The 15,219-nt window shown below is 59.3% G+C and carries 17 protein-coding genes; 7 read left to right on the forward strand and 10 right to left on the reverse strand.

From position 1 onward, the window contains the following. Positions 1 to 64: 64 nt before the first annotated feature. Positions 65 to 499: an acyl-CoA thioesterase gene (locus CLV83_RS20470; RefSeq protein WP_132297155.1), complete on the forward strand. Its 435-nt coding sequence runs from the start codon at positions 65 to 67 to the stop codon at positions 497 to 499. A 21-nt stretch (positions 500 to 520) separates the two neighbouring features. On the opposite strand, the gene dnaB is transcribed toward CLV83_RS20470, so the two are convergent. The 9 genes from dnaB to CLV83_RS20515 all read right to left on the reverse strand — a co-directional run bounded on the left by dnaB (position 521) and on the right by CLV83_RS20515 (position 6,921). Next, positions 521 to 1,906 (reverse strand): replicative DNA helicase, encoded by a 1,386-nt coding sequence (gene dnaB / locus CLV83_RS20475; RefSeq protein ID WP_132297158.1) that lies wholly within the window; start codon positions 1,904 to 1,906, stop codon positions 521 to 523. A 166-nt stretch (positions 1,907 to 2,072) separates the two neighbouring features. After that, entirely contained in the window at positions 2,073 to 2,519 is a 447-nt protein-coding gene (gene rplI / locus CLV83_RS20480) for a 50S ribosomal protein L9 (protein WP_132297161.1), read from the reverse strand. A 146-nt stretch (positions 2,520 to 2,665) separates the two neighbouring features. Continuing rightward, a complete protein-coding gene (gene rpsR, locus CLV83_RS20485; RefSeq protein ID WP_027852917.1) occupies positions 2,666 to 2,896 on the reverse strand; it encodes a 30S ribosomal protein S18 in 231 nt (76 codons plus the stop codon). A gap of 17 nt (positions 2,897 to 2,913) precedes the next feature. After that, entirely contained in the window at positions 2,914 to 3,324 is a 411-nt protein-coding gene (rpsF, locus tag CLV83_RS20490) for a 30S ribosomal protein S6 (RefSeq protein WP_132297164.1), read from the reverse strand. A gap of 196 nt (positions 3,325 to 3,520) precedes the next feature. After that, positions 3,521 to 3,928, reverse strand: a complete 408-nt coding sequence (locus CLV83_RS20495) for an OsmC family protein (RefSeq protein ID WP_165900372.1) — start codon at positions 3,926 to 3,928, stop codon at positions 3,521 to 3,523. Positions 3,929 to 3,948: 20 nt separating this feature from the next. Beyond that, positions 3,949 to 4,758, reverse strand: coding sequence for an indole-3-glycerol phosphate synthase TrpC (gene trpC, locus CLV83_RS20500; protein WP_132297170.1), 810 nt, complete (start codon positions 4,756 to 4,758; stop codon positions 3,949 to 3,951). 5 nt (positions 4,759 to 4,763) lie between these two features. Further along, a complete protein-coding gene (gene trpD, locus CLV83_RS20505; protein ID WP_132297173.1) occupies positions 4,764 to 5,798 on the reverse strand; it encodes an anthranilate phosphoribosyltransferase in 1,035 nt (344 codons plus the stop codon). An 11-nt stretch (positions 5,799 to 5,809) separates the two neighbouring features. After that, a complete protein-coding gene (locus CLV83_RS20510; protein ID WP_132297176.1) occupies positions 5,810 to 6,391 on the reverse strand; it encodes an aminodeoxychorismate/anthranilate synthase component II in 582 nt (193 codons plus the stop codon). A gap of 146 nt (positions 6,392 to 6,537) precedes the next feature. Beyond that, a complete protein-coding gene (locus CLV83_RS20515; protein WP_132297179.1) occupies positions 6,538 to 6,921 on the reverse strand; it encodes a hypothetical protein in 384 nt (127 codons plus the stop codon). A 135-nt stretch (positions 6,922 to 7,056) separates the two neighbouring features. Between CLV83_RS20515 and CLV83_RS20520 the strand changes: the two genes are divergently transcribed. The 4 genes from CLV83_RS20520 to CLV83_RS20535 all read left to right on the forward strand — a co-directional run bounded on the left by CLV83_RS20520 (position 7,057) and on the right by CLV83_RS20535 (position 11,324). Further along, entirely contained in the window at positions 7,057 to 8,577 is a 1,521-nt protein-coding gene (locus CLV83_RS20520; RefSeq protein WP_132297182.1) for a sensor histidine kinase, read from the forward strand. Beyond that, the gene (locus CLV83_RS20525; protein WP_132297185.1) at positions 8,561 to 9,943 is read left to right on the forward strand and encodes a sigma-54-dependent transcriptional regulator; all 1,383 of its coding nucleotides are present in this window, start codon (positions 8,561 to 8,563) and stop codon (positions 9,941 to 9,943) included. Before CLV83_RS20520 ends, CLV83_RS20525 begins: the two co-directional genes overlap by 17 nt. 181 nt (positions 9,944 to 10,124) lie before the next feature. Then, positions 10,125 to 10,517: a DUF4168 domain-containing protein gene (locus CLV83_RS20530; RefSeq protein ID WP_165900370.1), complete on the forward strand. Its 393-nt coding sequence runs from the start codon at positions 10,125 to 10,127 to the stop codon at positions 10,515 to 10,517. 210 nt (positions 10,518 to 10,727) lie between these two features. Next, entirely contained in the window at positions 10,728 to 11,324 is a 597-nt protein-coding gene (locus CLV83_RS20535; RefSeq protein ID WP_132297191.1) for a DUF938 domain-containing protein, read from the forward strand. A gap of 11 nt (positions 11,325 to 11,335) precedes the next feature. On the opposite strand, the gene CLV83_RS20540 is transcribed toward CLV83_RS20535, so the two are convergent. Continuing rightward, positions 11,336 to 12,301 (reverse strand): zinc metalloprotease HtpX, encoded by a 966-nt coding sequence (locus CLV83_RS20540; RefSeq protein ID WP_132297194.1) that lies wholly within the window; start codon positions 12,299 to 12,301, stop codon positions 11,336 to 11,338. A gap of 146 nt (positions 12,302 to 12,447) precedes the next feature. Here CLV83_RS20540 and hrpB point away from each other — a divergent pair, with 146 nt between their 5' ends. Both hrpB and CLV83_RS20550 read left to right on the forward strand, forming a co-directional pair. Next, positions 12,448 to 14,973, forward strand: a complete 2,526-nt coding sequence (gene hrpB, locus CLV83_RS20545) for an ATP-dependent helicase HrpB (RefSeq protein WP_132297197.1) — start codon at positions 12,448 to 12,450, stop codon at positions 14,971 to 14,973. A gap of 77 nt (positions 14,974 to 15,050) precedes the next feature. After that, positions 15,051 to 15,215: an oxidoreductase-like domain-containing protein gene (locus CLV83_RS20550; RefSeq protein ID WP_132297200.1), complete on the forward strand. Its 165-nt coding sequence runs from the start codon at positions 15,051 to 15,053 to the stop codon at positions 15,213 to 15,215. The last annotated feature ends 4 nt before the right edge of the window (positions 15,216 to 15,219 follow it).

The raw sequence follows: 15,219 nt of genomic DNA on the forward strand, positions 1-15,219 counted from the left end.
CCCCTCAGCCGTTTTTGAACTAGGATAAAGCTCAGAAGAATAGAATATTCAGGGAGTTGTATTCATGGCGCGCATTCGCATCGACATGCCGGATAATTATCTGTTCAGTACCGAAATCCCGATCAGAATCAGCGATATCAATTACGGTGGGCACCTGGGCCATGATTCGGTGTTATCCATCATCCATGAAGCACGCGTGCGCTTTCTAAAGCAGTACCACTACACCGAAATGGATATCGAGGGCGCAGGCCTGGTGATGTCGGACAACGCGATTATCTATAAGGCGGAAAGCTTCTACGGCGACAGCGTCCAGGTGGACGTCACCGTGGGCGACTTCAACAAGTATGGCTGCGATATCTACTATCTGCTGACCAACAAGAAAACCGCCGTGGAGATCGCCCACGCCAAAACCGGCGTGGTGTTTTTCGACTATGAAGCACGCAAAATCCGCCCCATTCCAGAAGCTTTCCGCACTCAGGTACTGAAGATCACCTGCTAAGCGCTGTAGCTGAGCCCGGACTTATTCGTCCGGGCCGTAATCGTAACCGTGGGCCAGGTTTTCGAAGCGGGTGTACTTACCGATAAACGCCAGGCGCGTGGTACCGATGGGACCGTTACGCTGCTTACCAATGATAATCTCGGCCACACCCTTTTCCGGACTGTCCTCGTTGTAGACCTCATCACGGTAGATAAACATGATGACGTCGGCGTCCTGCTCAATCGCTCCGGATTCACGTAGATCCGAGTTGACCGGTCGCTTGTTGGGGCGCTGCTCGAGGGAGCGGTTCAACTGCGACAGCGCCACTACCGGGCACTCCATCTCTTTCGCCAGCGCTTTCAGTGAGCGGGAGATCTCCGAGATCTCCTGGGTACGGCCTTCGTTCTTGCCGTTTTTCATCGACATCAGCTGCAGGTAGTCAATCATGATCATCCCCAGCTCGCCATGCTCACGCACAATACGACGGGCGCGGGCACGCATCTCGTTGGGGCTGATACCGGCCTGGTCATCGATATAGAGCGGTTTGTTCTTAAGCATGTTGACCGCCGCGGTCAGGCGCGGCCAGTCATCCTCTTCCAGCTGACCGTTACGGACCTTCGTCTGATCGATACGACCCAATGACGAGAGCATACGCGAGACCAGCTGATCGGCCGGCATCTCGAGACTGAACACCAACACCGGCTTGTCGGTACCCATCAGCGCATTTTCCACCAGGTTCATGGAGAAGGTGGTCTTACCCATGGAGGGACGCGCTGCAACGATGATCAGATCCGACGGCTGCAGTCCCCCGGTACGGGCGTCCAGATCATCAAAGCCGGTGGTGGTACCGGTCAGCGCATCGGAGTTGTTGAACAGGGTATCGATACGATCGACGGCCCGCTTCAGCAGCGGATTGATCGGCTCCGGGCCACCCTGGTTGGGGCGGCTCTCGGCGATCTCAAAGATCTTCTGCTCCGCCTCGTTGAGAATCTCTTCCGAGGCACGGCCCTGAGGTTCGAAGGCGCTGTCTGCGATCTCGTTGGCGACTGAAATCATCTGCCGCAGCAGGGCGCGGTCTCGCACGATCTCTGAATAGGCGCGGATATTGGATGCACTGGGCGTGTTGCGCGCCAGAGAGACCAGATATTCAAGCCCGCCAGCCTTCTCCAGCTCTCCGATACGGTCCAGCTCTTCCGACAGGGTCACCACATCGATGGGGCGGCTGTCATCGATCAGCTTCTGCATAGTGCGGTAGATCGAACGGTGATTACCGCTATAGAAATGCTGGTCCAGCACCACCTCGGATACGGTATCCCAGGCGTTGTTATCCAGCATCAAGCCGCCCAGCACGGACTGCTCGGCTTCCATCGAATAAGGAGGTACTTTGGCGCCTTCAAACGCCTCGTCGGTCTGCTCCGCGGTATCCACTACAACCTGTCTCGCATCAAGGAAAATCAGAAAGAAGTCTAGTCTAAAGGCTCACTGGCTGATGCAAAAGAGCCCAACTTCAGCGGCGCTGCATCGCTGCTATTCAGACATAAAAAAACGCCGCAATCCCGAAGGAGTGCGGCGCTTTTTCGAGCGTTAGCGCAACTTATTCAGCGACAACAGTCAGCTTCATGTTTGCGATAACTTCCGGGTGCAGCTGCAGAGCAACGTCGAACTCGCCAACGGTGCGGATAACACCTGCCGGCAGACGAACTTCGCTCTTTTCAACGGCGATACCGGCTTCGGAGATCGCATCAGCGATGTCGCGAGTACCGATAGAACCGAACAGCTTGCCTTCGTCACCCGCTTTAGCGACAACGGACAGCTCCAGATCGTTGAACTGATCAGCGCGAGCCTGGGCAGCAGTCAGCTTTTCAGCTTCAGCCTGTTCCAGCTCTGCACGACGCTCTTCGAAACGTGCAACGTTATCGGTGGTAGCCGGTACGGCTTTGCCCTGCGGGATCAGGAAGTTGCGGCCGAAACCACCCTTTACTGAAACCTTGTCGCCAAGCTGACCCAGCTTGCCGATGCTCTCGAGCAGAATTACTTCCATCTCGTTAACCTCATCATATCTGCAGCCGTGGCTGCAGGTTTAATTCCTATCCGGTTGACGGGACTGCCCCGTCTCACCTCTAACCTTTCATCCACATAGCGACGGTACGCCGCCATGTGCAGGATTCCGGCCAGGCCGGAACGGCCTTAGATGTCGTGGCTGTCAGTGTACGGCAGCAGAGCCACGTAACGCGCACGCTTGATAGCGGTGGCCAGCTGACGCTGGTAACGCGCTTTGGTACCGGTGATGCGGCTCGGAACGATTTTGCCGGTTTCAGTGATGTAGCCTTTCAGGGTGTCGAGATCTTTGTAGTCGATCTCTTTAACGCCTTCAGCGGTGAAACGGCAGAACTTGCGACGACGGAAAAAACGTGCCATCTGAACTCTCCTTAAAATTACTCTTCTGAAGCGGCTTCAGCGTTCTCTTCAGCAGGCTTTTCCTGCTTCTCAGAGCGCTCTTCGCGACGCGGTTTACGATCTTCGCGTGCTTCAGCAGCTTTGATCGGAGAAGGTTCAGTGATTGCTTCTTTACAACGGATAACCATGTTACGCAGCACGGCGTCGTTGTAACGGAACAGGTTGGACAGTTCGTCCAGCTCTTCCTGACCACATTCAACGTTCATCAGCACGTAGTGTGCTTTGTGAACATTGTTGATCGGGTAAGCCATCTGACGACGACCCCAGTCTTCCAGGCGGTGGATCTGACCGTTAGCACCTTCGATGAGGGCTTTGTAACGCTCGATCATAGCCGGAACCTGCTCGCTCTGGTTCGGGTGAACCAGAAAGACGATTTCGTAATGACGCATTATTGCTCCTTACGGGTTAATAGCCTTCGCATCAGACAGCGCCGCGGTCCAAAACAGATTGAACTGAGACATTATTGCCGGCCGACCGAAAGCAAGGAGTTAAGTAAATAACAGTATATGCCGAAAATATCGGACGCGAAATCATACCCGCAGAGCCTGCAGAACACAAGCCCGGGCGGATACAAAGGGGGAGACGTTACTCCGCTTCGATGATTTCGAAGCTGTGGCTGATCTCGACACCGCCTTTTTCCAGCATCAGCGATGCGGAGCAGTACTGTTCGGCGGAGAGCTTGACCGCGCGTTCGACGGCAGCCGGCTTGAGTTTGTGACCGGTCACCACGAACTTGACGTGAATCTTGGTGAATACGGAAGGCACGGTATCCGCACGCTCCGCCTCGATCTGAGCAACACAGTCGGTGACGTCCTGACGCGCCTTGCGCAGGATGCTCATCACATCGACGCTGGTGCAGCCGCCAAGGCCTGCCAGCAGCAGCTCCATCGGGCGCGGGCCCTGCTTGAGATCGCGATCGATCATCACATCGAAGCCGGAATCGGTCTGCGCCTTGAAACGCTCGTCGCCATCCCAGTGTACATTGACGTTCATCGTCATCTTGTCGCTATTCCTCAGTTAAACAGTTCAGCCAGCTTCATACCCGGCTCAGGTGCGCGCATAAAGGCTTCACCGACCAGGAAGGCGTTCACACCATGGCTGCGCATGGCGGCCACATCGTCCGGAACCAGAATGCCACTTTCGGTGATCACCAGGCGATCTGACGGTACCTGATCGAGCATGCGGAAGGTGTGATCCAGGGACACTTCGAAGGTATGCAGGTTACGGTTGTTGATACCGACCAGCTTGTTGCCCAGCGGCAACGAGCGCTGCAGCTCCTCCTCGTTGTGGACTTCAATCAGCACATCCATGCCCAGAGAGATCGCCAGGGCGTTCAGCTCGGCCAGTTTTTCATCGCTCAGCGCCGCCACAATCAGCAGGATACAATCCGCACCGATGGAGCGCGCTTCATACACCTGGTAGGGCTCAACGATAAAATCCTTGCGGATCACCGGCAGTTCGCAGGCGGCACGCGCTTCCACCAGATACTCATCGGCACCCTGGAAAAAGTCCACATCGGTCAGCACCGACAGGCAGCTTGCCCCGCCCTGCTCGTAGGAGCGGGCGATCTCGGCCGGGTGGAACGGATCGCGGATCACACCCTTGGAGGGACTCGCCTTCTTGATCTCGGCGATGACCGCGGAGCGGCCTTCATCCAGTGCACGCTGCATCCTGTTGGCAAAGCCACGAGGATCCGCCGCGGTGCCCTTGTGCGCCTCGATCTGGTCGCTCAGCTCCTGCACGGATACCTTGGCTGCCCGCGCTTCGATCTCTTCGTACTTACGGGCGATAATTTTTTTCAGTACCGTCGGTGTATCGGTCATTATTTTTAGTCCTTCAGTGACTGGCTGAATGCTGCCAGCTCCTGCATTTTCTTCAGCGCGGCGCCGGAGTCGATCGCTTCGATGGCACGTTCGACGCCCTCTTTGTGCGTAGCGGCCTGACCACTCAGGTAGATCGCTGCGCCGGCATTAAGCGCGACCATCGCCACCGCCTTGCGAGAAGCAGTGCCTTGATCGCCGGAGAACGCAGCGGTAATAAGCTCCAGCGACTGCGCCGGGCTTTCCACCACGAGGCCGATCAGGCTCTGGCTGTCGACACCCAGATCTTCCGGCGTCAGGCGGTATTCGCTGATCACGCCGTCCTTGAGTTCGGCTACGTAGGTGTGGGTCGCCAGGCTGATCTCGTCGAGACCATCTTCAGCATGCACCACCATGATGTGTTCGGCACCGAGTTTCTGCATCACTTCCGCCATGGGGCGGCAGAGCTTCTTGGTAAACACGCCGATCACCAGGCGCTTGGCACCAGCCGGGTTGGTCATCGGGCCAAGGATATTAAACAGGGTACGGGTGCCCAGGGCGCGACGGGCGCCGATCGCATGTTTCATCGCGCCGTGATAGCCGGGAGCAAACATAAAGCCCACACCGACCTCATCTATGCAGCGGGCCACCGAGTCACCGGGCAGATCCAGGTTGATACCCGCCTGTTCCAGCAGGTCGGCGCTGCCGCTGCTGGAGGAGACACCGCGGTTACCATGTTTGGCGACATGCACACCGCAGGCGGCGGCAACAAAGGCACTGGCGGAGGAGACATTAAACAGGTTGGCGCCATCACCACCGGTACCAACGATATCGACCAGCGGCGCACTCGCGGCATTCACCGGAGTAGCCAGCTCACGCATCACCTGGGCGGCGCCGGTTATTTCATCGATCGACTCACTTTTCATGCGCAGCGCCACGAGGAACCCGGCAATCTGTGATTCGGTGCACTCGCCGGTCATCACCTGGCGCATTACGTCCACCATTTCGTCACGGCTGAGATCGATGTGATCGATCACCCGCGCCAGCGCTTCTTTGATATCCATGCAGTCGCCTCTTATCCGCGATTCAAAAAGTTCTGCAGCAGCTCGTGCCCCTGCCGGGTCAGTATCGATTCCGGGTGGAACTGAACCCCTTCCACATCCAGTTCACGATGCCTGACACCCATGATTTCATCCTGTTCGCCCTGCGCGTTCTGCGTCCAGGCGGTCACCTCGAGCGACTCTGGTAGCGTCTCTTTCTCCAGTATCAGAGAGTGATAACGGGTGACGCTGACCGGATTATCCAACCCGCTGAAGACGCCCTCACCGAGGTGATAAACCGGCGATGTTTTACCATGCATCACCTGACGCGCGCGAACCACCCTGGCGCCAAACACCTGCCCCAGCGCCTGATGACCAAGACAGATACCGAGGATAGGTAGACCTCCCGCGAAATGTTCGATCGCCTGCAGTGAGATACCCGCCTCGTTCGGCGTGCAGGGTCCAGGAGAGATGACCAGATGCGTCGGTGCCAACTGCTCGATCCCCTCAAGGTCGATCTCGTCGTTGCGACACACCCGCACCTCGGCACCGAGCTCACGGAAATACTGCACCACGTTATAGGTGAACGAGTCGTAATTATCGATGATCAGCAGCACGCCGGATGAACCTCACTACAACATCTGACTGGGGAGCAGGCGGTTAAACCCCAACCTGTTCTGTCCGGCGTACCGGCAAAGCGGCCATGATACAACAGCTCAGCGGCCGAGCCCATCCGCAGGCCGCTGCTGAGGCAAGGCCGAGGTTACAACGGCCGTTCGCGCTCTTCACTTTCCAGTTCTACACCGGCAAAACTTTCCAGTACGCGGGTCGGAACGACAAGACGCTTGCTGGTACTGAGGCTTTCCCCTGCATTGACCGTTTCCACCACCCGGGAACTGTACAGCGTCTCGCCAGACTCATCCTGCAGGTGCAGTTTCAGCACCATATCAAACGGCGTGGCACAGCCATTTTCCAGCTGCGCTTCCCAGGCCAACTCGCTGCCACCGAACTGGGTATCTTCCATCTCATACTTCATATCACCGACCTTCACACAGTCGTTCTCAGCCGCTTCCATCTCAACCGGCTCTGCCTGAACGGAGAGCGGCGCAAACAACACACCCATAACGACTACCAGATAACGCAACATCGAAAAGCTCCACTGATTGATTGAGTACCAGCCTGGCAAGCAGAATGCATGCCACACACGACTAGCAGTATTTTCCAGAGCCAAACCCCATAGATCCACTAGGACAGGCTCCTACGAGCTGTATAATTTTGACACATGAGCCAATTTAACCCTGTATCCAGGCTGCGTGCCGCCCTTCGCAACCCGCCCCTGACCCTTGCACTGATCGGCGCTGTGATTCTGCCCTTTATTCTTGTTCTTGCACTGACAGGTGCCTATGCAATCCAGGTTCTGGAACAGCACACCCGAACCCGCATGCAGGAAGATATCGAACTGATCGCCCGTGCTATCCGCCTGCCCCTGAGCCATGCCATGGAGCGCGGTCACGAGGTCACAGTGGAACAGGCGCTGGAGTCCGCCTTTTCCATCAACCGAGTCTATGGGGTCTATGTTTACGATGAAAAGGGCAAGGTCATTTACACTAGCGGCAGGACCGGCGCAGAGATGCCATCGCAACGGGCACAAAGCCTGGCAGAGGGTGGTCAGCGTCGGGGCGAGTTTGCTCAGGCCGGCGCCGTGAACATCTACTCCTACTTCGTCCCCCTGACGGACAGTGGCGAACGGGTCATCGGCCTGCTGCAGCTGACCCGCCGAGGCAGCGACTTCGATCTATACATGACGAATATTCGCAACCACGGTCTCAGCGTCCTGATTATTTCGGGCCTGCTTTTAACCGCCGTCATCCTCCTGGGCCAGCGCCTCATCGTCGGCCGCCCTCTGCAGCGGATCAATACAGGCCTTGAGCGAATCAGGCGAGGCCAGAGAGATTACACCTTCCAGGTTCAGGGTCCTGCCGAAGTTGCTTCCCTCAGCCGTGCCCTCAACCGAATGCTGAACGCCATCGATGCCTCGCATCAGCAACTCAATGAGCAGCTGAAACGGGAGGAAAGACTCAAAGACCAGCTGCACCAGTCACAGAAGCTTGCCGCCATTGGCCAACTGGCAGCGGGTGTCGCCCATGAGCTTGGTTCACCGCTTGCGGTCGTGGACGGTAAGGCGCAGCGCCTGTTGCGCCAGACAGATCTGCCCGAGAAGCTGACCCGGGATCTGACCAGTATCCGTTCGGAGGGTGCGCGCATGGAGCGCATTATTCGTCAGCTACTCGACTATGGCCGCAGCAACCCTCTGGACCGAAAACCCATCGCCGTGGAGATACCGATCCGCAGCGCACTGAACACGCTGCCCGCCATCCACAGCGAAGGACTCACCATTGACCTGGAGCTCGCCCCGGAGCTTGCATCGCTGACGCTGAATGTGGACCGGATCCGCCTTGAACAGGCATTGATCAACCTGCTCCACAACGCCTGCCAGGCCGCCAAAAACCGGGTAATCATACGCGGCGTCAAAGACAACTCCCGGGTTCTGATCAGCTTTCAGGATGACGGCAAAGGCTTTGACGAAACAATCAGGGATCAGCTGTTTGAGCCATTTTTCACTACCAAGCCCACAGGCCAGGGCACAGGGCTCGGGCTGGCCGTGGCCCACGCCGCCGCCCACGACCATCAGGGCTATATCGAAGCAGAATCGAGCGCCGGTAACGGCGCCTGTTTCACACTTGTCCTGCCAATCAACGAGCCCGCGATTAACAAGGAGCTAACCCATGTCGACCAAGGCTGACCTGAACGCCAGCATTTTAATTGTCGAAGATGACTCGGGGTTGCGCGAACTGATACAGGAGGAGCTACAGGACGCCGGCTATCGGGTCAGCACCGCCAGCAGCGCCGAACAGGGCGGCGAACAGATCGCCCAGGCCTATCCGGACCTGGTGATCAGTGACCTGCGCCTGCCTGGCGAGGATGGCCTGTCACTCCTGAAGGGCACCCGCTCGCTGACCGCTGCGCCGGCGTTTATCGTCATCACCGCATTTGGCACCATCGAACAGGCGGTCAGCGCCCTGCAGCTAGGTGCCGACGATTTTCTGACCAAACCACTCAACCTGGAACACCTGCGACTCAGCGTTGCCCGGGCACTGGAGCGGCAGGCGCTGGAGCGAGAAGTGGACCGCTATCGCCGAATGCTCAGCGCCGGCGACTTTCACGACATCATCGGCCGCAGCACGCCAATGCGCCAGCTGTTTGAGCAGATCCGCCGTATCGCCCAGGCCGACGGCCCGGTGCTGGTCGGCGGTGAAAGCGGCGCCGGCAAGGAGCGCGTAGCTCGCGCTATCCATGCCGAAAGCGAGCGCCACAACGGACCTTTTGTTGCCATCAACTGCGCCGGCATCCCCGCCGAACTGCTGGAAAGCGAACTCTTCGGTCACAAGGCCGGCGCCTTCACTGGCGCCCAGCAGGCGCGCAAGGGGCTGTTTGCCGAGGCCGATGGCGGTACTCTGCTGCTTGATGAGATCGGCGAAATGCCGCTGCAGATGCAATCCAAATTGCTGCGGGTACTGCAGGAAGGTTGCATCCGTCCGGTGGGAGAAAACCGCGAGCGCGCCATCAATGTCCGCATCATCGCCGCCACCAACAGAGACCTGGAACAGGAGGTGGAAAACGAGGAGTTCCGCGCCGACCTTTTCTATCGCCTGGAGACCTTCAGCATCGAAATCCCTCCGTTGCGCCAGCGCGGCGACGATATCGATCTGCTCACCGCCCACTACATTGCCCGCTTCGGTGCCAGCCGCCCAGAACCGGTCACAGGTATATCCACCGAAGCGCAGCAGCTGTTACGCCGCTACCCCTTTCCCGGTAACGTGCGCGAACTGGCCAACGCCATCGAGCGCGCCAGCGTCTTTGCCCGGCATGAACAGATCCAGCCCGAAGACCTGCCGGCACGGATCCGGCGCCACTCGGGTGGAAAAAGCGATAACAGCGCGCTGCTGGAGGGACTGCTCGAAGCCAACGAGCTGCCTCCCCTGCGCCAAATGGAACAGCGCTACGTCCAGCATGTGCTTGAGCGCAGCGGCGGCAACAAACGTCAGGCGGCCCTGACACTCGGCATCGGTCGACGCACCCTGTATCGCTACCTGGATGAATCCGGCTAAACAGCGGGTGCACAGGGACCCATGTGCCGAATCGACACACTTCAACAGCGGCAAAAAATCGACCTTACCCGCTACAGCCCGCATAAAACGGGCTTTTAACAACCTGGCACGCCCCCTGCTTTATCAGTCCAGAGCGGTACACGACGGCCCGCTCTCACTGAACAAGCCAATGGAGGACTTTATGTCAGCATTTAAACTTGGAACCGGTATCGCCCTCGCTGCAGCACTGTTCGCTGCGCCCGCTCTGCAGGCGCAGGAGGCTTCCAGCCAGGAAGCTCAGCAGTACAGCGCACCGGCAGCCCAGCCTCAGATCGAGGTGAATGACGCCACCGTCGCAAAATTCGCTGATGCCTACACCGACGTCGTTGCGCTGCAGAGCGACTTCTCCACCCGCCTGCAGAATATCGAAGAGCCCTCAGAAGCCCAGGCTTTGCAGGAAGAGGTCCAGGCGGAGATGATTGAAGCGGTGGAAGCAAAAGGGTTTAGCGTGCAGGAATATAACGCCATCGCCCAGCGCGTCAGCCAGGATCCTGAACTCCAGGCACAGCTTGAAGAGCTGATGAGTAACAGCTGATCCTCGTTTGATAACCAGCTCCCGGAGAGGTCAGCCTCTCCGGTATCCACCTGTCACTTAGCCGTCCGAAGTAACGCGCCCTAAGTTGCAACCGCGACCACCATCATCAAGCGCCGGTCCTCAAGTCATCGAGTCGATCAGCTGGCAACGACTTTCATGAGCCTTTATCCTGCTCTATTAAGGTCCAAGTCGTGTTAAGCCGAGAGCCCAATGACAGATAAACCCTTCGCCCCCTCCTGCGAGAACAACAAAACACCGATTCTGGAGATCCTGCTGGATGCCTTCAGCGACCGCACCCTGGTGTTGGAAATCGGCAGCGGTACCGGCCAACACGCGGTGCATTTCGCGGCGGCGCTACCGCATCTGCAATGGCAGACCAGCGACCTGGCGGAGAACCATGCGGGGATAAAGCTCTGGCTTAGGGAAGCCGCTCTGGATAACGTGCATCCGCCTGTGGAACTGGATGTAACCCAGGCAGACTGGCCAGAAGGTTTCGATGCGGTGTTCACCGCCAACACCACCCACATCATGCCCTGGACAGCGGTGATCGAGATGATCGGCCGCATCGGTGAGCAATTGCCCAGCGGCGGCGTGTTCTGCCAGTACGGGCCATTCAACTATAACGGCGAGTTCACCAGCCCCAGCAACGCCGGTTTCGACCGCTGGTTGAAGGAGATAAATCCGGCCCGCGGTATCCGCGACTTTGAGGCGGTGCAAGAACTGGCCAACAAGGCCGGGCTCACGCTGGTTAAAGACTATGCCATGCCCGCCAACAACCGCCTGTTAGTGTGGCGTAAACAGGGCTAAGCCCGAGCCGATCACCACCAGGTTCCCCAAAGCCTGCGCCGGGGCTTACGCGCGACTTCCGGATGGTCATAGCGGTGCAGCAGTTGCTCCAGTGGCAGACGATCACAGCGGTCCATATCCTGCTCCATTGCCAGTAGCCGCTCGACCCGCTCTTCGGTACGGGGATGGGTTCTCAGCAACGATGGATCCGGCACCCGGTTACCGGGCGCCAGAATATGCTCGATCCAGCCGCCCTGGGCTCTCTCGATCTGTTCCAGCGCCTTTGCCAGCCCGCGAGGATCACCGGTCAGCCTTGCGGCTCCCATATCCGCCGCATACTCCCGGGTACGTGACAACGCCAGCTGCGCCAACGCACTCAGCAACGGCGCAATCATCAGCAGCAGAATTAACCACCAGTTGATCGTGACCATCCCCAGCAGCATCAGCGGCAGGTTCATCAGCAGCAGAATCTGCCCCACAAACGCCATCATGCTGGTCATGCGGCTAAACAGGTCTGCCAGTCCCATCACCCAGAGATCGTTATGCCGGATATGGCTGATTTCGTGCGCCAACACACCGGCGAGCTCCCTGAGATCAAGCTGCCGCATCATCGCGTCACTGAGCGCCACCGCCGAGCGCCCGGAGAACCCCACCGAAAAGGCATTCATCACCCGGCTGGGAATCAGGTAGATCTCCGGCTCTTTCTCCAGGCCAGCGCGTTCACAGAGCCAGCGCGTCAGTTCACTCAACGCCGGCGCATGAGCCTTCTGCAGTGGTTTGGCGCCGTACAGTTTCATCACCCAGCGCGGCGATAGCGCCGGGTTAAACACCAGCGTCAGCAGGCCCACCAGCAATAACAGAGCGACGCCGGTACCGCCCCAGATCTGCCAGCCCAGCGCGGCCATAAAACCACCCATAAACAGGATCAGAACAGCGGACTCCAGCGCGTTCAGCAACGCCTGACTACGCCAATGCCCGCCATGATTGGTTTGTCGCATCTACTCCTCCTGACCCGAGACTCCCTGTCTGATACCGGACTGGACTTAACCTCTGCGCAGGGTCTCCAAGCTGGACCTCTATGCCAATCCTCTATGCCACCTCTATGTTAGTATCAGCGCTTTATTCAACCTCTGTATAGCGTTAGATGGACTCACTGCCGATCGATTCAACCCTGCCGGAACTGCTCGCCGCTCTGAATAGCCGGGATGAAGTGGTTCTGGAGGCGCCGCCCGGCGCCGGTAAAACCACCCGCGTCCCTCTGGCCCTGCTGGATCAGCCCTGGCTCGGCAAGCAGAAGATCCTGATGCTGGAACCGCGCCGCCTGGCCGCCCGCGCCGCCGCCGAGCAGTTGGCCCGGCAATTGGGCGAGAAACCCGGGGACACCGTGGGTTACCGTATCCGCCTGGATACCCGCGTCGGCCCAAACACCCGCATCGAGGTGGTCACCGAAGGAATACTGACCCGCATGCTGCAGTCGGATCCCGGGCTGGAAGGCGTAGGGCTGGTGATCTTCGATGAGTTCCACGAACGCTCTCTCGATGCGGACCTGGGCCTCGCCCTGGCCCTGCAGGGGCGCGAGCTACTGCGCGACGAGCCACCGCTGAAACTGCTGGTGATGTCCGCAACCCTGGATGGAGAGGCGATCTCCACCCTGCTGAATAACGCCCCCATCGTACGCTCCGAGGGGCGCAGCTTCCCCGTCGATCATATCTATACCGGCCGTGCCGAGCCGGGCGAATGGATAGAACCGCGCATTACCCGAGTGATTGAGCAGGCCGTAGTGGAGCGCAGCGGCAGCCTGCTGGTATTTCTGCCAGGGCAGGCGGAGATCCGCCGCGTGCAGGAGGCACTGGAGACCAGTTTCCATGAGCGCAACGACCTGGTGGTCGCGCCGCTATACGGCGAGCTTTCGCTGGAGCAGCAGCGCCGCGCCATAGAACCGGCGCCCGCCGGACAACGCAAAATCGTGTTGGCCACCGCCATTGCTGAAACCAGCCTGACCATAGAAGGCATAGACACGGTGGTCGATTCCGGCCTGTCACGCCAGGCCCGCTTCGATCCCGCATCCGGCATGACCCGCCTGCACACCACCCGCGTTTCCAGCGCCGCTGCCACCCAGCGAGCAGGCCGCGCCGGCCGCCTGGGCCCCGGTTACTGCTACCGGCTCTGGTCCGAAGGCCAGCAGGAGCAACTTGCCGCTTTTACGCCGCCGGAGATTCAGCAGGCCGACCTGGCACCGCTGGTACTGCAACTGATGCGCTGGGGCTGCATGGATGCGAACGAGCTGAGCTGGCTGGATACGCCGCCAGCGGGTGCCTGGCAACAGGGGCTCGACCTGCTCGACCGCCTCGGTGCCATCGAACATCTCGACAACGGACGCAGCCGGCTCAGCGACCATGGCGAGGCGATGGCACGCTTCCCGGCACATCCGCGTCTGGCTCACCTGCTTCTGATCGGCGCCCGCAAGGGCTTGCTGCCCCAGGCTGCCGATATCGCCGCCCTGCTTGGCGAGCGCGACCCACTGCGTGACAGCAGCACCGACCTGTCCCTGCGGCTGGAATGGCTGCGCGGCGACAGCAAGAGCAGCAAGAGCAACGCAGGTATGCGTCAACGGTTAAGACAGCTGGCAAAACAGTTTCGCCAGCAGGCCCAGCAGATCGACCCGAGCCAGCCTGTATCCGACCCCGACCATCCACGCTGGACTGGGTTTCTGCTCGCCTGCGCCTACCCCGACCGTATCGCCCGCAACCGCCGCAGCGGCGGCAATAGCTTCAGATTGGCCGCCAACCGAGGCGCCGAACTGGATCCGTCCGACCGCCTAACCCGGTTCGACTGGCTGGTGGTAGCGGAACTGACCAGCCGCAGCGGCGACGCCAGCGACCGTATCCGCCTGGCTGCTGCGCTGGAACCCGCACTGTTCGATGATCACCTCAGCGAGCTTGTACAGAGCCGCGAACACGTAGAGTGGAACGAGCAGGAAGGTCGTCTGATCGCCGAACAGCAGCGCCGCGTGGGCCAACTGGTGCTCGACTCCCGCCCGCTTGATGCCAGCTCCGCAGAAGCGCGCCAAGCCGCACTGATCGCCCTGGTACGCAAACGCGGCTTAAGCCTGCTGCCCTGGAGCGATGAGCTGAACGCCTGGCGTCAGCGGGTCGCCTTTTGCCATCGCCATGCAGAAGAACAAAGCTGGCCCGATCTATCGGACAAGGCGCTGCTCGACACCCTTGAAGAATGGCTCGGGCCTTACCTTGAGCCCGTCAGTCATATCAACCATTTCGCGAGGCTTGACCTCGACGCCATCCTCAAGGCGCAACTTCCCTGGCCGCTGCCGCAGCAGCTCGATGAGTTGGCACCGCAGCGGCTCCGCGTTCCCTCCGGCGCGCGCCTGGGCATCGATTACAGCGAAGAGCCGCCGGTGCTTGCGGTGAAACTCCAGGAGATGTTCGGCTGTACCCGTACGCCCACGCTGGGCTTTGGCGTTGCGGTAAAACTACACCTGCTATCTCCGGCCCGACGCCCGCTGCAGGTCACCCAGGATCTGGCCGGCTTCTGGCAGAACAGCTATCCGGAGGTCAAAAAGGAGATGAAGGGGCGCTATCCCAAGCATCCCTGGCCAGATAATCCGCTGGAGGCGGTCGCCACAGCAAAAACCAAAAAAGCCCAGGGCTGAGACGCGAGCCCAATCAGGTTAAAATAGCCCGCGACCCTAAGTTAAAAGCAGAGTTAACAGTGTTGGAAAAACCTACGTTGGAAAAACCTACCCCACCGATGGACGGCGAGTGCTGCGAGAGCGAATGCAGCCCCTGCGTCTGGGACACCTATTACGAAGAGATGCACGCCTGGCGCCAGGCGGAAGCGGAACGTAAGGCCGCTGAGGCTGCAGCAGACGATAACGCCGGGCAGCAGAGCTGAACCT

The organism is Marinobacterium mangrovicola, assembly GCF_004339595.1.
Taxonomy (GTDB): Bacteria; Pseudomonadota; Gammaproteobacteria; order Pseudomonadales; family Balneatricaceae; genus Marinobacterium_D; species Marinobacterium_D mangrovicola.